The following is a 21,649-nucleotide window of genomic DNA, read 5'->3' on the forward strand; positions in this document are numbered from 1 at the left end:
CGGCCCGCCGTTTCCGCGATTAGCCCTCCCCCGCAGCATCCCTGTGCATAGACTTACTCAGCCGGAGCGGGAAGCAATCCCTTGATCTGGCGTGCGACGCGATGAACCTCCTCGGCATCCGCCAGGGCGATCAGGAAGAACTTGTACCCGTTGTGAATGCACATGAGTCCGTTGGCAAACAGCCAGATACTGCTCAGGACGGGATTCCCGCCGAGGATCAGATCAATGGGCATTCCCACGATTCGTGAGGGATTCAGACTTTCGGCAATGAGCGTCCCTCCCAGGGTCACGCTGAAGACGCCAAGCAGCGGCGCACCAACATACTTCACGACGTTTCGTTGAAACTCACATCGGGTTTTCTCAACATCTGACAGCCGCCCCTCGGCCAGGAGTCGTTCTTGCTCCTTCAGGTAGTCAACATACTTCTCCGTGAGCCTGCGCAAAGCGTAGGGAGCCAGGGCGCTATGGAAGAACCAGTGCTGCCCCGCCGTCAGGCCGAGCAAGGTTGCGTCCAGACGGGCGAATGCCGTTGCCGCCCGAACTCCGGTGATGACGGAGACTGTCACAGCCACGACTTTTCCCGGATTGCTCGAGGCCCACGTTCGGGCTCGATTCACCGCGGCTCGAACGGACTCGGTTGTCCGACCGGCTTCCTCCATCCACTCGGAAAAGCTCTCCCACCGCCGATAGTGCTTTTCAATTTCTCGCTTGACTTCCTCGGCTTTCTCTCCGGCTACCTGACTGCCGGTCTTGAGGACCTCCTCCACTTTGCTCGCCGTCGCTTTGACCGTTTCGCTGATCCGACGTTCAGCATCGAGCCGCTCATACTCCTGGCGGGCGTGCTCGATTCCGGTCATGATCACGGTACCGGCTTTGCGGGCCACATCACTGGCCATCTCGCCGGCCTGCTCGACCTTTTCCCGGAGGCGAAATTTTTCATCCAGCTCCCGGGCGGTCTCGCTCAATGCTTTCTTCCACTCCTCGATCTTTTTAGTCGCCATTGTGTCATCCTCCTCGTTGCGAAGCCGATACCGATGAACAAATCTCGACCTGATCTACGATCAAGCGCCGATCACGGTTCCCGCAACCATTTTATCACAGGATGAGGCGGTGGCCCGCGCCTTGCCGACTAATTAAATTTCGGCTGGCTTCATTCCTCTTTTGATTCGGATTCGACGAGGGAGAACGCCTGTCGCCCACGCGACTCATGCGCGGTCAATTGATGGTCGCTTGGTGCCTGCCGTATACTTGGCCGTTACGATCATGAGTTCGAAAGACGTCATACGAGTCCGGGGCGCGCGAGTACACAATTTGAAGAACATCACCTGTGAGATTCCGCTCAGGAGTCTCACGGTGATCACCGGCGTGTCGGGCTCCGGCAAGTCGAGCTTGGCCTTTGATACTCTCTATGCCGAAGGACAGCGGCGTTACGTCGAGTCCCTTTCGGCCTATGCTCGCCAATTCCTCGAACGGATGAGCAAACCCGATGTGGATGAGATCACCGGTCTTTGTCCGGCAATTGCGATTCAACAAAAGCCACTCACGCGAAATCCCCGGTCAACGGTGGCCACGCAGACGGAGATCTACGACTACCTGCGACTTCTCTTTTCGCGGATCGGGAGAACGTATTGTCTCACCTGCGGAGTTGAGGTCACTCGGGACACGCCGGAGTCCATCGCCGATGAAGTCCTTCGCCTTCCGACGGGCACGAGGTTTTACGTCCTCTTCCCTCTGCCGCCGTCTTCGGGCGACGGTCGGGGGACGTCGCGGTCGAGCACCGGTGAGCCGACCGTGCGTGCGATTCAGGCCCAACTGCTATCGCTCATGCAGCGAGGTTTCACTCGATTTTATGTGGAGAATCAGATCTACGATCTCACCGGCGTGGAGCGTCTTCCCGTCGAGACTCTCCATAGGGTGAGCGTCCTCGTTGACCGTCTCACCGTTCACCCCACCATCCGTTCTCGATTGGTAGATTCTCTCGAAGTCTGCTATCGCGAAGGCGGTGGGCAGGCCGAAATCGTAATCCTCGATGATCCCCCGCAGCGTCGGCGGTACTCGGACTCTCTCTCCTGCTCGCAGTGCGGTCGCTCCTATCCCTCACCTGACCCACAACTCTTCAGTTTTAACAGCGCCTATGGAGCCTGCCCCACCTGTCAGGGATTCGGCAACACGATCACGCTCGATCTCGATCTCGTCATTCCCAATCGTCGTCTCTCCCTGAGAGACGGCGCGATTGAACCGTGGACGAAGGCCCAGTTCGCCTGGGCGCAGGACGAGCTGATCGAGTTCTGCGAGCGCAACGGAATCCCTGTGGATGTCCCCTTCGAGGAGTTATCGCCCCTCCATCAACGATGGGTCATCGAAGGGAAAGGGCGTTTCGGAGGAGTTCGCGGTTTCTTCGACTGGCTGGAGACGAAAAAATACAAAGTCCACGTGCGCGTCTTCCTCAGCAAATACCGGGGCTATAACACCTGCCCGACCTGTCAGGGCTCGCGCCTGCGGCCGGAAGCCCATGCCGTTCGCCTGGGCGGAAAATCCCTGCCGGAAGTGTGCGCCATGACCATCGCCCAGTGCGCTCGCTTTTTCGAGCAACTCTCGCTCACGGACTACGAACGGACGGTCAGCGAGCGCCTTCGCTGGGAGATTACCGAGCGGTTGCGATTTCTCATCGGCGTGGGACTGGATTATCTCACGCTGGACCGTCTCTCTTCCACTTTGTCCGGAGGGGAAGCCCAACGCATTCAGCTCGCCACCAATCTCGGATCGTCGCTCGTGGGCACACTTTATATCCTGGACGAACCCAGCATCGGGCTCCATCCCCGCGACACCGACAAACTCATCGCCATTTTGAAAAATCTCCGAGATATCGGCAACACCGTTGTCGTAGTCGAACATGATCCGGAGATGATTCTCGCCGCCGATCACGTCATTGATCTCGGCCCCGGTGCGGGAGAATTTGGCGGCGACGTTGTGTTTCAGGGACCTGTGGAGGAACTGGTTCGGTCGCCCACCTCACTCACCGCAAAGTATCTTCGAGGTGAAATGACAATCCCCGTGCCCCGATATCGTCGGCCTCCCGGAGACAAGAAACTGATCATCCGAGGGGCGAGGGCCAACAATCTCAAGTCGCTCGATGTCGCTATCCCGCTCGGACTTTTCGTTTGCGTGACCGGCGTATCGGGATCCGGGAAATCAACGCTCGTTTATGATGTCCTCTATGCCAATCTGATGAAGCAACGGGGCCAGTGGGATCAACCTGCCGGAGCCGTCACGTCCATCTCGGGAGGAGAACACCTCAAAGAGATCATCCTCGTGGATCAATCGCCCATCGGACGCACGCCACGGTCAAATCCGGCTACCTACGTTAAGTTTTACGATGGGATTCGTGATCTTTTCGCCTCCACCCGCGAGGCTCGAAGTCGGGGTCTAACACCGGGTCATTTCTCTTTCAACATGGGCGGAGGCCGCTGCGATGCCTGCGAGGGGAAAGGGACGGTTACGGTGGAAATGCAGTTTCTCGCCGACATTGAACTTGTCTGTGATGAATGCAAGGGCACCCGGTTCAAACCTTTTGTCCTCGACGTCAAATACAAAGGGAAAACCATCCACGATGTTCTCAACATGACGGTGCACGAAGCCATGCAATTTTTCGCCGATTGCCCGAGGATTCAGAAGAAACTCGCTGTCCTCGAGGAAATAGGTCTGGGATACCTGAGATTGGGCCAGTCGGCCACCACTCTTTCCGGAGGCGAAGCCCAACGGGTGAAACTGGCGGCGTATCTGGCCAGAGGGGAAAGCGAGAGAACTCTATACATTTTCGACGAACCCACCATTGGGCTACACTTCGACGACATCAATAAGTTGCTCGGCGCCTTTCGTCGCCTCCTGGCGGCGGGAGCCTCGCTTCTGGTCATCGAACACAACCTGGAGGTCATCAAGTCAGCCGATTGGATCATTGATCTGGGACCGGAAGGAGGAGAGAGAGGAGGATCGCTCGTCGCCGAAGGTCCTCCGGAACATATTGCCCGAGTACCACATTCCCACACGGGGCGGTATCTCGCTCGCGTACTCGGCTTGTGACGTCCGGGGACTTCCCGCCGGGGTGCCAGATGTGCTAGACTCAGCCCGACTTTTACGACGAGGAACATCATGATGAAAAGCGCATTTGCTTTGCTGATCGTCGGTCTTATCGCTGGTGGCGCTGGCTTCATCGTCAGCCGGATGGATCAATCGAAAAAGTCGGATCACGTGTTCACGGCACTTGACGGAAGTCGAGTTGACCTGAGCGCGCTCAAAGGTAAGATCGTTGTTCTCTCCTTTGGCGCAACCTGGTGTCCGCCTTGTTGGGAAGAACTCCCCGTTTTAGAGGAACTGGCGGAAAAATACAAAAATCATCCGGTCGCCTTCTACTGGGTGAGCATTGACGACACGGAGATGTCCGATGAAAAGCTACGCCAGGAACTGAAGGAAAAAGCTCCCCGCTTCGGCTTCCGCGTTCCTGTCTTGCGGGACCCTGAGGCCGGATTGCTCGTCGAACACAAAGTAGACGGCGTTCCCGCGTTGCTCATCTTCGACCGAGAGGGCAAGCTCGTCGGCCAACCGCATCTGGGGTTCGATGGCCGGGAAGCCTTCCTGAGGGATCTCAGTACGACCATAGACTCGCTGCTGAAGAGGATCCAACCGTGACGAATAACGCATCCGCTGTTATGGAGACGCACATCCCCGTTCTGCCGCTCCTCCGGCGGGGAAAGGTGAGGGATATTTATGCCATTGGAGATGATCGGTTGCTGATTGTCGCCACCGACCGAATTTCCGCCTTCGATGTCGTACTACCGACGGGAATTCCTCACAAAGGGAAGGTCCTGACCCAGCTCTCCCGCTTCTGGTTCCAGAAAATGCAATCGCTCGTGCCTAACCACCTGATCACAACCGTTCCCTGGGAGGTGGACGAGCGTCTGAAACCCTACCGGGATGTGCTCTGGCAAAGGAGCATGATCGTGTGGCGCACTGAGGTTGTTCCCATCGAGTGCGTCGTGCGGGGTTATCTGGCAGGGTCCGGCTGGAAGGAATACAGAGAGTCGGGCTCCGTCTGTGGTGTGAAGCTCCCGCCCGGTTTGATGGAATCGGCGAAACTCCCGGAACCCATCTTCACCCCGGCAACTAAGGCCGAAGAGGGCCATGACCTCAACATTAGCGAAGCGGAGATGGCCCGTCGGATCGGTTCGGAACTGACCCAGAAACTCAAGCACCTGAGCCTGACCATCTACAGTCAGGCGGCTGCTCACGCCCTCGAGCGTGGTATCATCCTCTGTGATACCAAATTCGAGTTCGGCGTGCGGGATGGACAGATCATCTGGATTGACGAAGCCCTCACGCCGGATTCGTCGCGATTCTGGGCCGTGGCTGACTATCGCCCGGGAATCCCCCAACCGTCTTTCGATAAACAGTACGTGCGCGATTATCTGGAGACCATTGGATGGAACAAAGAACCTCCAGCTCCCCCGCTTCCCGATGAGATTGTTGAGAAAACCTCTTCGAAGTACCTGATGGCATACCGCATCCTCACGGGCGAAGAGTTGACGGTATGAGCGTAACCGACATTGCGATTCTTTTCATCATGGCAATTTCGACGCTCATCGGATTTGCCCGAGGGTTGCTGCGAAGTACGCTGACGACGGCAGCCGCCTTGGGAGGGATCGTCGTGGCGGCTTCGCACTACCCCCGGCTGGCTGGTGTTGTGCGACCGGCGTTTGAAACCGATCTCGTGGCCAACCTGACGGCCTTCCTGACCATTTACCTTGCTGTTCTGGTGGTCGCCTTCGTTGTTTCACGCTTGCTGCGACGGACCCTGGAGAAGGCACGCCTTGGATGGCTTGATTCCCTCGGCGGCGCGGCCTTCGGACTGGCGCGAGGGTGGGTCGCCTGTTCCGTCGCCTATCTGGCCCTGCTGGCTTTCCCCCTCAAGACCGAAATCATCCATCCCTCAATCACCAAACCTTATCTGGAGCGAGGAGTAGCTCTGCTCAGCCAGCTCATCACGGATGAACTGCGTCAGACGCTTCACCCCAAAGAGTCCGTGCCGGGTAAGGAACCGACTCATCCCTCCACCCAGAGAAAGGATGCGCGGGCATGAGAGAATCACTCGAACGTCTTGTTGACGAAATGGTCGAGCGGGGAATTCGTTTCGAGGATGCCGTCCGCGAGTTCGAGATGATGTTCATTGTTAAAGTGATGGAGCGCCATCGGGGCAACATCTCTCGCACGGCCCGCGAATTGGGCATCCACCGCAATACTTTGCGCTCGCGCCTGAAAGCCTATCGCGCCCGCTTCCGCACTTCTCCGGGGATGAGTACCGCCGACGACAGACTCTCATAACCGAAGAACTCATCTCTTAGCGCTCGCTACGCTCGTATCCCTCGCCAGCGCCTCTGACGGTTTCCTTACCAGCCTTGTGGAACGGACGCCGTCTACTTTCACCTTTTGCCCGCTTCATTAGAGCTTGTAGCCAAATTTCCGTAAAAGAGCTTTCCGCGAATCCCGGTCTGCTTCCGTTTCGACCCCCTTCGAGGCAAATCCATCAATGACGCCGAGAATGCCCCGACCCTGATCCGTTTCCGCAACGATCACCTGGACGGGATTTGCCGTGGCACAGTGAATCGTACAGACCTCCTGGCAGGCTTTGATCGCATTGAGGAAGTTGATGGGATAGGCTTCGCGCAGCAGGACGACAAACGTGTGACCGGCGCTGAGTGCAAGCGCATTCTTGACGGCTACCGCCCGCAATTCCTCATCGTTGCCCTCGGTTCGTATGAGGCAGGGTCCCGATGCCTCGCAAAACGCGATCCCGAACTTAACCTGCGGTGACGTCGTCACCATGATCTCGTAAAGGTCCTCCACCGTCTTGATGAAATGAGCGTGTCCTACAATGATGTTGCAGCCCGATGGAATTTCTAACGTCACGCTTATCAGTTCCATTTTGCCTCCTCTCATTTAAGGCTTCAGGCATGGATGCAGACGCGCACCTTGACCGATGATTTTGGTGCACATCTGCCGTCAATCGAAATGCTCCTGTTGCCATGTATGGCTGCGGATAGTTCATGAGCATTCCCACAAAATCTAACGCAGACTTTCCCTTCTGCGTCAAGCGACGCTTCCACCTCCAGCCTATCGGAGAGTGTCCGATAGGTGATCGCAGAATAAGCTGTCCGGGCCAGCCACGTGAAGCAGTCCGCGCTGAATCCCCGCTCGGTGGGGTTTATAAAACCGGGAAAATGCTCTAGACTATCGGTCGTTTTATGGTGACTTGGATAATGTCAGGCAGGGAGTCCGCCATTAAAAACTGACATGTGAGAATGCGGAGCGGCTTTTGAAGTGCACGATTACATAGATCTAGTCAGGCTTCTTGCGGACTACCCGAAGTGCAGGGCAGAACTGCGACGCTGGCTTATGAGGGATGGATTGGTTGATCTGGTGGAAGGTGCCAGAGAAACGGCTGAGATACATCGCGGGAGGGAAAAACGAATGGGTCGTGTTGAGGAGCAGCCTGTCGTTCTGACGGTGGCTCACGATCGCACCGAAGAAAGACTAAGTTGGGCGCAGGAGCAGATAGCACTCGTTGCTGGGGCTGAACGCCACGCCCCGACAAACAGCCGACCTGGCCTAGGTTAACAAGCGGCTCACCGATGTGGTCGCCGGCATCAAGGATCGGATGCCGGAACCAATCGTCGGGGAAGATGACTGAAGAGGAATTCGCACCCACAACGGAGCGATGGTGGAGGAAAGCCCGATCGCTCTCAGGGAGTAGGCGGTGGGGGCCAGGACCACGTGGCAAGTCCGTGGGGTTATAACGGGATGGAACTATGATGGACGAACGAGAGTTTTATTGCGAACGCGAGGAGGTTAAGATTGCTGCCTATGAATGCCCGCACTGTCGTGTAAAAGCTGACTACCGGATTCGCTGGATCCGACGGACGAAAAAGAAGTCGCTTCCCTCCTGGGCAGGCGAGGAGGATCGGCAGAAATTTCAAAAAGCTCGCGATCATATGGTTCGGGTGGATGACGTCCTCACCTGTCGGAACGAACGATGCCGTCGGCGTTTTGACATTCCCAGCCTTCAAACTGTTGTTTTCCTTTAACAAAGGAAGAGGAACGTGTCCCTGTGTTTGCTCGCAGCCGAACGTCAAAAGCTTCACCAACGCTCCCGGATGAAGCGAAGCTGTGCAAGTCCCAAAAAATCTAGGTCCGCTGCCTGTGATGCCTATGAATCCCCGAACTCGATTTGATGATCTCCACCAATTCATCAACCATCTGGAGAAGAAGGGAGAGTTGCGGCGGATTCGGGTTGAAGTTGATCCCGTACTGGAAGTGTCCGAGATCGTTCAGCGGGTGGTGAAACAAGAGGGTCCTGCTCTTTTGTTCGAGCGCCCGCGAGGGGCTGACTTTCCCCTTCTCATTAACCTTTTCGGCTCGCATCGCCGGATCGAGGAAGCGCTGGGGAATCACCCTGAAGCGATTGGGGAAGCGATTGTTAAGACGATAGACCGCCTGAATCCACCATCGCTTTCGACTCTCTGGCATTCACGTGAGTTTTTAATTCGGGCTCTTGCCATGCGTCCGCGAATTGTTCGCCAAGCTCCTGTACAGGAGGTGAGCGAAGAGCCCGATTTAACCAGATTGCCCGTCTTGCAGTGCTGGCCGGGCGATGGCGGTCGGTTCATTACTTTCGGCATGGTGCTTACGGAGCATCCGCACACGCGCCGCCGCAACCTGGGGCTCTATCGGCTGCACATCTATGATGAGCGAACAACGGGTATGCACTGGCAATCCATGAAGGGCGGGCGAGGTCATTACTTCGCCGCCGAACAACAGGGAGTGCCGCTTGATGTGGCCGTGGTATTAGGCGGCGATCCTGTGCTCATGCTCGCCTCGGTGCTCCCTCTGCCTGAAGATGTGGATGAAATTACCTTCGCGGGTTTGCTCTCCGGTCGGCGGCCCTCGTTGGTGAAGGCTCAGACGAGCCCGCTTCTTGTACCGGCAAACGCGGAGTTCATTCTTGAAGGGCACGTCCCCCCCTTCGAGCGACGGCGGGAAGGGCCCTTTGGCGATCATTTCGGACATTACTCCGAGGCGGCGGATTTCCCCGTCTTTCACCTCCGCCGAGTGACCCGGCGGCGCAAGGCCATATACCCGGCATCGGTTGTGGGGAAGCCCCCGCAGGAGGATAAATACATCGGAGAGGCAGCCGGGTTGCTCGTTGGACCACTCATCAAGCTCATTCAGCCCAATGTGCGCGATCTCTGGGCGTTTTATGAAGCGGGCTTTCACAATCTGCTCGGCGTCGCCGTGGCCGAACGTCATCCGAAGGAAGTTTTGAAAACAGCCTTTGGCCTTCTCGGCGTGGGTCAGCTCTCTCTGACGAAGGTGATGGTGCTGGTAAGGGAGGAGGTCAATTGTCGCCGGTTTGATCATCTCCTGCGGGAACTCTGGTGGCGGTTCGATCCGGCGGAGCGGATGCTCCTGATCCCAACCGCGCCCCTTGATACTCTCGACTTCACCTCGTTCACCATGCACACGGGGAGCAAACTCATTCTCGATGCGACGGGCGAGCGGATTATGAGCGCCGAGCCCCCGCGCGAGATCGTTGACCCTCGCCGATTTGACTCTCGCATTGTGGACTACCGGCTGCTTGAAGGGGGATTTCTCGTCGTCGTTATTGCCCGGGACGCACGCCAGGTCCTTGCCGATCTGCTGCGCTGGCCCGAGCTTGGTCCGGTGAAATTCATCGTGGCGGTGAGCCCCGATGTAAAAGTGCAAGACGACGAGAACCTCATCTGGGGAATTTTCACCCGATTCGACCCGGCACGCGACATGTTGGCTGAGGAGATGCGGCTTGTGGGGGCGCGACCCCTTTACCGAGGCCGCTTGGCCATTGACGCGACGTGGAAAGAAGGCTATCCCCAGCCGCTGGAAATGGACCCTGAGATTCAGCGGCGGGTTGACCGACGGTGGGGTGAATATTTCGGCCCGGAAGTCAGGGACATGTCCTGACGCGGTGATCTGACAACTACGATACTGCTAGAGAGTGATCGTGACGGAGACCGGGTGGCGAGAGGAACATTCCCCGCCCCCAGTCTCGAGATGCCATTCCTCACTTCCGTTTATCGAGTAATAGCAGGCTTGAGATTGGCTGCCCGATCCTTGGGAACAGCCAGATAGCCGATGATTCGGTCTTTCTGAACGTCATTGACCACCAGCTCGTACGGAGCTGTTCCCTTCTCGGCTCGGAACTGAATGGGCTCGTTGATCGTGCGATCCTTCTTCTCAACCTTGAAATCCCCCACGTAGAGGACAACGTTGAATTTTTTCTTCTTCACATCGGTCTTGCTCACCGCAATCCGAATATCGGCGACCTGCTGAAATCCACTCTTTTTGCTGATGTCGAACTCGAAGTAATCCCGCTCGCCTCGCCGTCGGAGTTCTGCCAGCTCTTCACGGTTCCGGGCGATGAGCGTGCCATATTCGCTCAATTTCAATTGAACTCCACTCAGCTCTTGCTTTGTCTTTTCGACCTCCTCACGAGTGGTTATTACATCGCCTTTCACCGTGGTGATGTCGCCAGCCAGGGCACCGATCTTCTTGTTGTGCTCTTCTTGCAAAGCAGCGACCTGTGCGGCTTCGGCCTTGCGGGCAAGCTCTGCCATAAGTTCTTGAACCTTCTGCTCCTGCTCCCGCTTGATCTGGGCAGCGAGAAGGCGCGCCCGATCCAGCTCGCGTTCAGTGATCCCGATATGCTGGCTGGTGACTTCAAGCTGGGCTTTGAGGTTGGCATACCGATTATCGGCATCATCCAGTCGCTTGAAAGCCAGTTCAATATCTTTGTTGCGCCGATCCAACTCAGCCCGCAGGTCCCGCACCGCTGCCTTCAAATCATAGACCACATAGAGCAACAGAGCGAGCACAACCAGAACAGCAACGCCCGCGATCACAAGCGCTGACGGGAACCGAGAGATCGAGCGAGCCGGGGAGGTCGTGACGGGCCGGTCACTCGTCTCACCCTCTGATGGCATTGGCTTGCCGAGAAGAAGTTCGTCCAATGTTTTTCGCGCCATAATTAATCATCCTCCTCATCAAAGTCCGACCACGAAGATCATCACATCCTCCGTCACGCTTGGGCTAGCGCATGTGTCTCACCATTGATCACGGTCATTACGGTTGCATGACTCACTTCACCAGCGCAAGCCGAGCACGACGCAAGTTTACCCCAGAAATCAGCAGACGAAAAGGGGTCGGGAAAAATCTTATCGCCGTAGCGTCTCCCGAGCTTTCGCATAACCATAAGCTTTGATGGGCACTTCAGGCCCCCCGTTGCCATACCTATTTTTACGAAAAGACCAGGCCAAGACGTTGCCCCATGAAAGAATCCCGCGCAGGACATCCTTTCGTTGTAGCGACTTTCAGTCGTCCCGCACCCCGTGAGCGCCCGCATCCTTGTGGGCAGAGGCACGGTAGAAACATGCGCTCCCGGTGTAAATCACTTGTACCTCTAGAGGTCAAACAGGCCCTCTCCGGCGACCGAGAGGCGTCGCCCCCGAAGGTCAAAGCCCAGATGCTTATAGGCTGCCTCCGTGGCAACGCGACCGCGGGGTGTGCGGCTGAGGAACCCGATCTGGATGAGATAAGGTTCGTAGATCTCCTCAATGGCGTCTTTCTCCTCGCTGATGGCAGCGGAAATCGTTCCCAACCCGACCGGTCCTCCACCGAATTTCTCGATGATGGTCAGCAGAATCTTACGGTCAATTTCATCCAGGCCATACCTGTCTACCTCCATCCGGTTGAGGGCGTAATCGGCGATGGCGCGGGTGATGCGACCTTCGCCGTGAACTTCGGCGAAATCGCGGACGCGGCGCAGGAGTCGGTTGGCGATCCGAGGCGTGCCACGGGCCCGCCGAGCAATCTCGCGGGCTCCGTCGGCTTCGATCTCGATCTGAAGGATACGAGCGGATCGCTCTACGATGATCTGCAATTCTTCCGGGAGATAAAAATCCAGGTGAAGATCAATGCCGAACCGTCCTCGCAGAGGAGCACTCAATAGGCCCTTTCGGGTCGTCGCTCCGATCAGGGTGAAGGGTGGGAGATCTATTTTGATGGACCGGGCTGCTGGCCCCTGACCGATGATGATATCCAGTTGATAGGCCTCCATCGCCGGATAGAGGATTTCCTCGACGGCGGGATTAAGACGATGAATCTCATCAATGAACAAGACATCCCGCTCCTGCAGATTGGTCAAAAGCGCCGCGAGGTCACCCGACCGTTCAATGACAGGGCCCGATGTGGACTTTATGTCCACACCCAGCTCATTGGCGATAATGTAAGCCAATGTGGTCTTCCCGGTCCCAGGCGGACCGTGCAGGATAACGTGATCCAGAGCCTGGCCCCGGGCCCGGGCTGCCTGAATATAGACGGAGAGATTCTCCGTGATCTTTTTCTGCCCGACGTAGTCCTTGAGCCAACGCGGCCGCAGCGTAACGTCGTACTGACGATCTTCATCCGTCGGGATGCCGCTCGTTAACAACCGCCGATCCTTCATAAGCGTGGCAATTGTAGCACATTCGGTCGCCGATCCTCACCAAGGGTGCCGGAAAAGAAGGGCCGGGCCGAACGGCGAGGTCCGCTCTCTATGGTTCATCCTCATCAAGGAACTTTGTCGGTACGCGAGCGGCGCAGCTGATAAGGTCATTCGCCGCTTTGGTGAAACGCATTAACGTCATGAGATCACCACGGATCTTGATTTTGCCCATCATTAAAGCCTGCACGCCATCGAGGCCGCCAGTTAACAACTCCTTCCACCGATCATAATCGGCCGAAATGAGAAAGGACGCTTTCTCGGCCTCCTCCGCCGTGACAGGTCGCGCCTGCCGGCATTCCCCACGATGGAGATCGAGCCAGAGATAATACTTCCTCGGGAGACCCAGCCGCTCGTCCGCATTGATGACGAAACACACCGGGCCGGCCTCCCACTGAGCTGCCGACTGGCGGTACTCCTCGCTGGCATTAATCTGGTTTTTAAATTGCTCTATCCATTCCTCGCTCGGAAAACGGTAGGCCATTCTCGCTTCTCCTTCCTTCAGGATCGCTTTCGGTCGGTTACGCGGAAGCCCCCAATACCCTTCTCCTCTTCCGAAATAAAACACCCACGAGCAGTCAAGCGGACCCTCGCCATAGATGAGGGGAACGGCATGAGAGAAATTTGTGGGGGACTACCGCAGGAGTGCTGCACTCTTGGGCTGGGAAGAGAGATCGTCCGAGTTCTGGTACGTCCGCTCACGATTGTGTCTGGCTCCTCAGGGAGGACTCGAACCTCCAACCCGCCGGTTAACAGCCGGCCGCTCTGCCGATTGAGCTACTGAGGAGCATCGCTTTGTGCGACGGGCAAGAAGTTAGCAAAAGTCGTCGTCACTTGTCAACATCGCAACGACGACGGGGAGCACGGTATATGTCCCGCCCGCGTTTCCCCCCTGACGCACTCGATCCGACCGACCGGCTGACGATTTCTTGACTTTTCCCGGAACGGCTCTTATAGTCCTTACGTGTTGATGACAGGAAGGGAGACATCAGATTTCCATGGGACAACCGTGCTGTGCGTCCGACGCTTCGGGCGCGTGGTAATGGCCAGTGACGGTCAGGTGACGTTCCACGACACTATTATGAAACACACGGCCCGCAAGGTGCGCCGTCTGTACAACGATCGCATTCTCGCTGGGTTTGCCGGGGCAACGGCCGATGCCTTTGCCCTTTTTCAGCGATTCGAGAGCAAGCTGGAAGAATATCGGGGAAATCTCGGGCGCGCCGCCGTCGAACTGGCCCGCGATTGGCGCACGGAAAAATTCCTTCGGTACCTGGAGGCATTGTTGATCGTGGCCGATGCCAACCAATCTTTAATCATTTCCGGCAGCGGGGAGATCATCGAACCGGATGATGGGATTGCTGCTATTGGTTCGGGCGCACCGTATGCCCTGGCCGCGGCCCGCGCACTGATGAAGCACACGGAACTGTCGGCCCGTGAAATCGTCCAGGAGGCGATGACGCTGGCCAGCCAGATTTGCATCTACACAAACGATAAATTCCACATCGAAGAGTTGTGAGACGCTTATGGTGATTTACCTCTCCGGTGAGACGGAAATTGTCCCCAAGCTCGATGAGCTGACGCCGCGACAAATTGTCGCGGAACTGGACAAATATGTCGTCGGGCAAACGGCCGCCAAACGAGCAGTGGCCATTGCCCTGCGCAATCGCATCCGACGGCAAAAACTCCCCCCCGATATGGCCCAGGAAGTTATGCCCAAGAACATTCTCATGATCGGCCCGACGGGGGTTGGAAAAACGGAGATCGCCCGACGACTCGCCCGGCTCTCGAATTCTCCTTTCCTCAAGGTTGAAGCCTCGAAGTTCACCGAGGTCGGATACGTCGGCCGCGATGTCGAATCCATGGTGCGCGACCTGGTGGAGGTCGCTGTTGACATGGTGCGGGCAGAAAAGATGCAGGAAGTTGCCGAGAAAGCCGAACAGAATGCCGAGGAACGACTCCTCGACTACCTCCTTCCCTCGCCGGGGAGGCGGCGCAAATCCCGACGCAATCCCCTGTCGGCCGTTCTCACGGACGAAGATGAGGAGCCTTCCTCCACGACCTCGCTGGAAGAGATCAATGACTACGAGACGGTTCAGCGCACGCGAGAAAAATTGCGTCAACTTCTGCGTCAGGGCAAGCTCGACAGCCGCATCGTTGAGATCGAAGTTCGAGAGAAGCTCTTCCCCGGCCGCTTCGAGATCATCACCAATCAGGGAATCGAGGAGATGGATATTGCCGTTCAGGACCTGATGCCGGGATTGTTCGGCCCCGCTCGCACCAAAAAGCGCAAGATGCGCGTGGATGAGGCCCTCGATTATCTCCTTCAAGAGGAGGAGCAAAAACTCATTGACATGGAGCAGGTAGCCCGGATCGCCGTCGAGCGCGTGGAACAATCCGGCATTATTTTCCTCGATGAGATTGACAAAATCGCCGGGCGCGAATCGGGTCACGGGCCGGATGTCTCGCGGGAAGGGGTGCAACGGGACCTGTTGCCTATCATTGAAGGCACAACGGTCAGCACCCGGTACGGAATGGTTCGGACCGATCACATTCTCTTCATTGCCGCCGGCGCCTTTCACGTCGCTAAGCCCTCCGACCTTATCCCCGAACTCCAGGGACGGTTCCCCATTCGTGTGGAACTCGACCCGCTCACGGTGGATGACTTCAAGCGCATCTTGACCGAGCCGAAAAATTCGCTCATCAAGCAATATACGGCATTGCTGGCCACCGAAGACGTGATCATCGAGTTCTCCGAAGATGCCATTGATGCCATCGCCCGATTCGCTTTCGCTGTCAACGAGCAGACGGAAAATATCGGTGCGCGGCGGCTCCACACGATCATGGAGAAACTGCTCGAAGACATCTCCTTTGAGGCTCCTGACCTGAAGGAGAAGCATCATTACATTGACGCCGAGTACGTCAGGGCGAAGCTGGCGGGAATCGTGCAGAACCAGGATCTCAGTCGCTACATCCTGTGAGACGGCGGTGGACGGGCGTGCCTGTCAGGACCGGTCGTGGAGCCAGTCACAATCTTCCCCTTTTTGGATCGTCGTCGTTACCATCCTGGGGATGGTCGTATCCTGCGGACGAGTGGGTGCTCCCCTGCCACCCATTCGACGACAGCTGCCACGGCCGGAGACAATCTCCGTTATCCAGCGAGGCGACCGAATGATCATCTCCGTTGCTCGCCCGGAAGTGCCTTCCTCTCCTACGGTGAATTCTCGAGCGATGCGACTTGATGTTCTTCGGGTGATCGAATCGCGCACCGACATGCTTCAGCTTGACGAAGAGTCCTTCCTCGAACGCGCTCAGGTGGCGGGTTCTCTTTCCTGGGATGAGATCGAACAGGCAGGGACCGGCGAGCGGATCCTTTTTGAGGATGGTCCTCTGACGAATTTGTCAGCGCGATACCTTTACGCCGCCCGGTGGGTGGGTGATCGGGGGCGGCCCGGACCTCTCTCCAGCATCGTGGTCATTGAGGCCACGCCACAGCTTCCCCTCCCCCCGCGAGATGTTCAGGCGCGCGACGCCGCACAGGATGTGCTCATCATCACCTGGATGCCACCGGAGGAGAATCTTGACGGATCCCGTCCCGCCCGCGTCGTCGGCTACAACGTCTACCGCAGACGACGGGGAGAGTTGCCTTTCACCGGCCCGCTGAACGGAGCATCGCCGGTCGCAGGGACGGAGTTTACCGATCGCTCCTTCGACTACGGCACAGAATACGAGTTCATGGTTCGGAGTGTCGCCTCGGTAGCAGCCAACGATCTTCGAGAGAGCACTGATTCGGTCGTTGTCACCATCACGCCCCGGGATGTCTTCCCCCCTGATCCGCCCGAAGGGTTGACGGTGGCATCGGCTAACGGCCTCGTCAGTCTCTTCTGGACCCCAAATAGCGAGTCCGACATCGCCGGTTATAACATCTACCGCGCTGATTCACTCTCGGAATCCGAGGCCGCCTGGCGAAAGATCAATCCTTCACTCCATGTGCTGACGACCTTTCGAGATGACCGAGTTGAACCGGGTCGGAGGTACTACTATCGGGTGACGGCTGTTGACCGTGCCGGTAACGAGAGTCGCCCCTCGGTCACCGTGTCGCAGGAGGTTGTGCCGGAGGCTTCGTCTTGTCTGCACTTGGAGGAAAAGTTCAGGAAACGTTCGATCCAGGTACGGGCCGGACGCCACGTCAATGATCGGCGGGGAAATTGGGACAGGCATGGCGATCATCTCTCATGGAGGGACGTTCGATGAGATTCTGTCGCTTTCGTTCATTGTTGAAGGACAAACCCTGTTACGGTGTCATTGAGGGAGATGTCGTTCGACCGCTCGACGTCGTCACCCCCTACGGAGCACTCCGCTGGGGAGAACCTCGAGAGATCCCACTCCCAGAGGTTCAACTCCTCGCTCCGTGCGAGCCGACGAAAATCGTGGCCGTGGGCCAGAACTATCGCGCTCATGCTGAGGAGCTGGGGAATCGCGTTCCGTCCGAACCGCTTCTCTTCCTCAAGCCACCGAGCGCGATCATCGGACCCGATGAGGCGATCCATCTACCGCCGGTATCCGAACGAGTGGACTACGAAGGAGAACTGGCCGTGGTCATGGGCTCGCGGGCGTCGCGCCTGACTTTGGAGGATAATCCACTCAGTTTCGTTTTCGGGTATACCTGCGCAAATGATGTGACGGCCCGTGACCTCCAGAGGAAAGATGTGCAATACACGAGAGCCAAAGGATTCGATACGTTCCTTCCGCTCGGCCCGGTGATCGAAACGGAGCTTTCTCCCGATGATCTCCGACTGGAGACGCGCGTCAATGATCAGGTGAAACAGCGGGCGACCACCCGCGACATGGTTTTCTCGGTAGCGTTTCTGGTTCGGTACATTTCGAACATAATGACGCTCTATCCCGGAGACGTGATTCTCACCGGCACACCGGCGGGCGTTGGCCCACTCCAGGCAGGGGACACGGTCGTTGTCGAAATCCAAGGGATTGGCGCGTTGAAAAATCCCGTCGTCCATGGCTGGGCTAGATGAGGCCATGGATTATGCGGCGTCTGTGACAAAATGCCGGTCAATTCTCACGGTTGACAGAGGGGTTGACAGTCGGTAGTATTGGCCACTTGTTTGTGGCACTGATTCGGGCATGAGGAGGAGAGATGGGAGGACGATTACGACCGCTTCATGATCGCATTATCGTCAAGCCCCTCGAAGCTCCCGAGGAGATTCGGGGCGGGATCATTATTCCCGACACGGCCAAAGAGAGGCCCCAGGAAGGTGAAGTCATTGCCGTTGGACCCGGGCGTCTGCTGGACGATGGCCGTCGGGTGCCGGTGGAGGTGAAGGTTGGCGATTGCGTGCTGTTCGAGAAGTACGCGGGAACGGAGGTTGAACTCGACGACGAGAAATACCTCATCATGCGGGAAGGCGACGTTCTGGGGATTATTTCCAGGAAAAAGTGAGGAAAGGGGACGGAGAACATGGCCAAACAGATTGTTCATGGAGAACAGTCACGTCAGGCAATTCTTCGGGGAGTGAACAAGCTCGCCGATGCCGTCAAGATCACTCTCGGCCCTAAAGGGCGCAACGTTGTCTTGGAGAAGAAATTCGGCTCACCTACGATTACCAAGGACGGAGTAACTGTAGCCAAAGAGATCGAGCTGCCTGATCCTCTTGAGAATCTCGGCGCGCAGATGGTGCGCGAGGTAGCCTCGAAAACATCCGACATCGCCGGTGATGGAACAACCACGGCCACGGTGCTGGCCCAGGCGATTTTCCGCGAAGGCGTGAAAAATGTGGCCGCCGGGGCCAACCCTATGGCTCTCAAACGCGGGATCGAAAAAGCCGTCGAGCGGGTGGTCGAAGAGATTCGGGCGCTGGCCAAACCCGTCAAGGGAGATGCCATCGCTGCCGTTGGAACAATTTCCGCCAATGGCGACAGCACAATTGGAAGCCTCATCGCAGAAGCCATGCATAAAGTCGGCAAAGACGGCGTGATCACCGTTGAAGAATCCCGCACGCTCGATACGACTCTGGATGTCGTTGAAGGCATGCAGTTTGACCGGGGATTTCTTTCGCCCTACTTTGTGACAGATCCCGAACGCATGGAGTGCGTGCTCCAGGACGCCTACATTCTCCTTCACGACAAAAAGATCAGCTCGGTGCGGGACCTCCTGCCGCTACTGGAACAGGTGGCCCGGCAGGGGAAACCGCTCCTGATCATCGCCGAAGATGTCGAGGGGGAGGCGCTGGCGACGCTGGTAGTAAATCGCTTGCGGGGATCGCTCCAGACCTGCGCGGTGAAAGCTCCCGGATTCGGCGATCGGCGAAAGGCCATGCTGGAAGACATCGCCATTCTCACGGGCGGGCGAGTCATCGCCGAAGAGCTGGGCATCAAACTGGAAAACGTCACCCTCAAGGACCTCGGACGCGCCAAGAAGGTCGTCGTGGATAAAGATACAACCACCATCGTTGAAGGGGCGGGGAAATCCTCCGACATCCAAGCCCGCGTGAAACAAATCCGCGTGCAAATCGAAGAGACGACCTCGGATTATGATCGGGAGAAGCTGCAGGAACGACTGGCCAAACTCGTCGGCGGGGTGGCGGTGATTAAAGTGGGAGCGGCGACAGAGACGGAACTGAAGGAGAAGAAAGCTCGCGTCGAAGATGCTATGCATGCCACGCGGGCGGCTGTCGAAGAGGGCGTAGTCCCCGGCGGCGGTGTGGTCTACCTCCGGGCGCTCAGGGCACTGGAAAAATTCCGTCTCGATGACCCTGATGAGCAAACGGGGGTGAGCATCGTCCGACGGGCCCTCGAAGAACCCCTCCGGCAGATTGCACAAAACGCCGGTCACGAGGGCGCGGTCGTGGTGGAGCGCGTGCGCCAGGAAAAGAACGATTCTTTTGGCTTCAACGCGGAGACCGAAGAGTTCTGCGATCTGGTGAAGGCCGGCATCCTGGACCCGGCGAAAGTGAGCCGGATTGCCCTTCAGAATGCGGCTTCGATTGCTTCGCTGCTCATTACAACGGAAGCCCTGGTCTCAGAAATACGAGAGGAAGAGTCCGCCGAACCACGCATGCCCGGAGCCGAATTCTAGGATCGGTGGAAAAGACGCTCGATCTCTCGGATTGAGAGTTTGAGGATCGTTGGCCGTCCGTGCGGACAGTTAGAGGGAGTGGCGCAGGAAAGGAGTTCCTGAACGAGCCAGACCATCATTTCATCCGTCAGAGGTTCATTGACTTTGACGGCCGCACGACAGGCGAACCGAGCAGCAATGCAATCGCGGATATCTTCAATGGTGAGCGTGCGCTTCTCCGCCTCGATCACATCGAGAATCTCACGGATGAGCGCTTCCGCCTGCTCGAGTGGTACGTCTGTCGGCAAGGCCTTGATCACGAGCGACCGACCTGATAGCTGACCCAGCTCGCAGCCGATGGCTTCAAGCTCGTCCTTAATATGCTCGAATGTGGCCGCTTGGGCGGGCGTCAACTCGATCACACGGGGTAGCAGGAGAGGCTGTGTTTCGACCGTCCGCTCACGGAAGCGACGGCGAAACCGTTCAAACAGGACCCGCTCATGGGCAGCATGTTGATCAATGAGGAGCAGTCCCTCGGGACTCGTGGCGACAATGAAACTCTCTCGCAGCTGACCGAGCGGTTGAATCGGCAGGGGTGTTGAACTCGGGAGAGCAACCTCGAAACGAGGCGATCGCCCGCCAACAGGATGGATGGGGGACAGGATGTCAGCCGATGCTGAAGCTCCGACTGTTGGAGCGCTCTCTGATGTTTCGGGACCGCGAGGCGTTGTCGGTGAATGCGAAAGGGCGGGCGGGGTTTTTGCTCGCTCGGCAAATCCAAGTTGAAGCGACGGCTGCGCGGGGGACTTCACGGACTTCTCCACGGGGGATTGAAGATGCAGCGCTTCAGCGGTGAGATGGCGCATCTCAATACCCGGTTCTGGTTTGCCGGTTCGCCTCTCAAGAGGTCTTTGCATTGTCGGCCGGACCTCAAGAATGGGCTTGTTCTCGGTTAGCGCTTTTTCTACGGCTGCTCGAATCGCGGCCTCGACTAAAGTCGGACGGCGAAACCTGACTTCGGTCTTCGCCGGATGCACATTGACGTCCACATCCTCCGGTGCGACCTCAACAAAAAGGATGGCTGCCGGATGCATCCCCGAGGGGATCATCGTTCTGTACGCTTCCCCCAGAGATTTGCTGATGAGCCGATCCTTGACGTACCGTCCGTTGACAAAGAAGTATTGCGCTTCACGGGTGGTACGCACCGATGTGGGCCGAGAGGTAAATCCCTTCACTCGAACAGCGTCGGTGTTGTAGTCAATCTCAACGAGGGTCGAGAGAAAGTCGGCCCCGAAGACCTGATAGGCCCGATCCCTCACATTTCCAACGGGGGAGACGTCGAGAAGCTGGCGTCCTTCATGTCTGAGCGTGAAGGCCAGGTGCGGATAGGCAAGGGCGTAATGCGTGACCACGTTTGTGATATGGAACAGCTCGGTCATATCCGATCGCAAGAACTTCCGCCGGGCAGGGACATTGAAGAAAAGGTCTCGGACGTCAATCTCCGTCCCCTCCGACCAAGCGCACTCCCGAACCGATTTGATCTTCCCCCCTTCCAGGGCAATTTCCGTTCCTGCCACATCGGCTGCCGTCTTCGTCCGGAGCAGGATTTTTGACACCGACGCGATTGAGGGAAGCGCCTCGCCCCGGAAGCCGAGCGTGGCGATGTGATTGAGATCATCGGCTGACGCGAGCTTACTCGTCGAATGGCGCTCGAAGGCCAACAAGGCATCGTCGCGGGTCATCCCCTCGCCGTCGTCAGCCACACGGATTACCTTCTTTCCACTCGCTTCAACTTCCACCGTGATGCGACGCGCGCCGGCATCAATTGCGTTTTCAATGAGTTCCTTGACGACCGAGGCGGGCCGTTCCACCACCTCGCCCGCAGCAATCTTACTGGCGACGATGTCGGGGAGGATGCGAATCTTGCCCATTACTAGGCCTCTCGTACCGGAGCC

The 21,649-nt window shown here is 57.4% G+C and carries 19 protein-coding genes and 1 tRNA gene; 13 read left to right on the forward strand and 7 right to left on the reverse strand.

The window, feature by feature from the left end; all coding sequences use genetic code 11:
* Positions 1-53: 53 nt before the first annotated feature.
* Positions 54-1,001, reverse strand: coding sequence for a hypothetical protein (locus VNM72_00705; protein HXF03919.1), 948 nt, complete (start codon positions 999-1,001; stop codon positions 54-56).
* Positions 1,002-1,263: 262 nt separating this feature from the next.
* Here VNM72_00705 and uvrA point away from each other — a divergent pair, with 262 nt between their 5' ends.
* The 5 genes from uvrA (at position 1,264) to VNM72_00730 (ending at position 6,375) form a co-directional block, all read left to right on the forward strand.
* The gene (gene uvrA / locus VNM72_00710) at positions 1,264-4,080 is read left to right on the forward strand and encodes an excinuclease ABC subunit UvrA (protein ID HXF03920.1); all 2,817 of its coding nucleotides are present in this window, start codon (positions 1,264-1,266) and stop codon (positions 4,078-4,080) included.
* Positions 4,081-4,149: 69 nt separating this feature from the next.
* A complete protein-coding gene (locus VNM72_00715; GenBank protein ID HXF03921.1) occupies positions 4,150-4,686 on the forward strand; it encodes a TlpA disulfide reductase family protein in 537 nt (178 codons plus the stop codon).
* Positions 4,687-4,706: 20 nt separating this feature from the next.
* The gene (locus VNM72_00720; protein HXF03922.1) at positions 4,707-5,588 is read left to right on the forward strand and encodes a phosphoribosylaminoimidazolesuccinocarboxamide synthase; all 882 of its coding nucleotides are present in this window, start codon (positions 4,707-4,709) and stop codon (positions 5,586-5,588) included.
* Entirely contained in the window at positions 5,585-6,133 is a 549-nt protein-coding gene (locus tag VNM72_00725) for a CvpA family protein (GenBank protein HXF03923.1), read from the forward strand. Before VNM72_00720 ends, VNM72_00725 begins: the two co-directional genes overlap by 4 nt.
* On the forward strand, positions 6,130-6,375 hold the full coding sequence (locus tag VNM72_00730) for a helix-turn-helix domain-containing protein (protein ID HXF03924.1): 246 nt from the start codon (positions 6,130-6,132) through the stop codon (positions 6,373-6,375). The genes VNM72_00725 and VNM72_00730 overlap by 4 nt, the downstream gene beginning before the upstream one ends.
* A gap of 117 nt (positions 6,376-6,492) precedes the next feature.
* Here VNM72_00730 and VNM72_00735 read toward each other — a convergent pair whose 3' ends face one another.
* Complete coding sequence (locus VNM72_00735; GenBank protein HXF03925.1) at positions 6,493-6,975, reverse strand: adenosine-specific kinase; 483 nt, start codon at positions 6,973-6,975, stop codon at positions 6,493-6,495.
* A gap of 884 nt (positions 6,976-7,859) precedes the next feature.
* On the opposite strand from VNM72_00735, the gene VNM72_00740 reads away from it, so the two are divergent.
* Both VNM72_00740 and VNM72_00745 read left to right on the forward strand, forming a co-directional pair.
* Positions 7,860-8,135 carry a hypothetical protein gene (locus VNM72_00740; GenBank protein HXF03926.1) on the forward strand — a complete coding sequence of 92 codons (276 nt, stop codon included), beginning with the start codon at positions 7,860-7,862 and terminating at the stop codon, positions 8,133-8,135.
* Positions 8,136-8,259: 124 nt separating this feature from the next.
* A complete protein-coding gene (locus VNM72_00745) occupies positions 8,260-10,047 on the forward strand; it encodes a UbiD family decarboxylase (GenBank protein HXF03927.1) in 1,788 nt (595 codons plus the stop codon).
* Between the two features lie 110 nt (positions 10,048-10,157).
* On the opposite strand, the gene VNM72_00750 is transcribed toward VNM72_00745, so the two are convergent.
* The 4 genes from VNM72_00750 to VNM72_00765 form a co-directional block, all read right to left on the reverse strand.
* On the reverse strand, positions 10,158-11,108 hold the full coding sequence (locus VNM72_00750) for a hypothetical protein (protein HXF03928.1): 951 nt from the start codon (positions 11,106-11,108) through the stop codon (positions 10,158-10,160).
* Positions 11,109-11,542: 434 nt separating this feature from the next.
* Positions 11,543-12,586 (reverse strand): Holliday junction branch migration DNA helicase RuvB, encoded by a 1,044-nt coding sequence (ruvB, locus tag VNM72_00755; protein ID HXF03929.1) that lies wholly within the window; start codon positions 12,584-12,586, stop codon positions 11,543-11,545.
* Between the two features lie 88 nt (positions 12,587-12,674).
* Positions 12,675-13,106 (reverse strand): SCP2 sterol-binding domain-containing protein, encoded by a 432-nt coding sequence (locus VNM72_00760; protein ID HXF03930.1) that lies wholly within the window; start codon positions 13,104-13,106, stop codon positions 12,675-12,677.
* A gap of 227 nt (positions 13,107-13,333) precedes the next feature.
* Positions 13,334-13,409: transfer RNA gene (locus tag VNM72_00765), tRNA-Asn, on the reverse strand.
* 183 nt (positions 13,410-13,592) lie between these two features.
* On the opposite strand from VNM72_00765, the gene hslV reads away from it, so the two are divergent.
* From hslV to groL, 6 genes are all read left to right on the forward strand, one after another.
* A complete protein-coding gene (gene hslV, locus VNM72_00770; GenBank protein HXF03931.1) occupies positions 13,593-14,141 on the forward strand; it encodes an ATP-dependent protease subunit HslV in 549 nt (182 codons plus the stop codon).
* A gap of 7 nt (positions 14,142-14,148) precedes the next feature.
* On the forward strand, positions 14,149-15,603 hold the full coding sequence (hslU, locus tag VNM72_00775; GenBank protein HXF03932.1) for an ATP-dependent protease ATPase subunit HslU: 1,455 nt from the start codon (positions 14,149-14,151) through the stop codon (positions 15,601-15,603).
* Positions 15,604-15,793: 190 nt separating this feature from the next.
* A complete protein-coding gene (locus VNM72_00780; GenBank protein HXF03933.1) occupies positions 15,794-16,876 on the forward strand; it encodes a fibronectin type III domain-containing protein in 1,083 nt (360 codons plus the stop codon).
* A complete protein-coding gene (locus VNM72_00785; protein ID HXF03934.1) occupies positions 16,873-17,655 on the forward strand; it encodes a fumarylacetoacetate hydrolase family protein in 783 nt (260 codons plus the stop codon). The genes VNM72_00780 and VNM72_00785 overlap by 4 nt, the downstream gene beginning before the upstream one ends.
* A gap of 122 nt (positions 17,656-17,777) precedes the next feature.
* Positions 17,778-18,080 (forward strand): co-chaperone GroES, encoded by a 303-nt coding sequence (gene groES / locus VNM72_00790; GenBank protein ID HXF03935.1) that lies wholly within the window; start codon positions 17,778-17,780, stop codon positions 18,078-18,080.
* Between the two features lie 18 nt (positions 18,081-18,098).
* Positions 18,099-19,715, forward strand: a complete 1,617-nt coding sequence (gene groL, locus VNM72_00795; protein ID HXF03936.1) for a chaperonin GroEL — start codon at positions 18,099-18,101, stop codon at positions 19,713-19,715.
* Here groL and mutL read toward each other — a convergent pair.
* Entirely contained in the window at positions 19,712-21,625 is a 1,914-nt protein-coding gene (gene mutL, locus VNM72_00800; protein HXF03937.1) for a DNA mismatch repair endonuclease MutL, read from the reverse strand. The two genes, groL and mutL, sit on opposite strands and share 4 nt — an antisense overlap.
* Positions 21,626-21,649 lie beyond the last annotated feature (24 nt).

It is taken from the genome of Blastocatellia bacterium, from assembly GCA_035573895.1.
Classification (GTDB): domain Bacteria; phylum Acidobacteriota; class Blastocatellia; order HR10; family HR10; genus DATLZR01.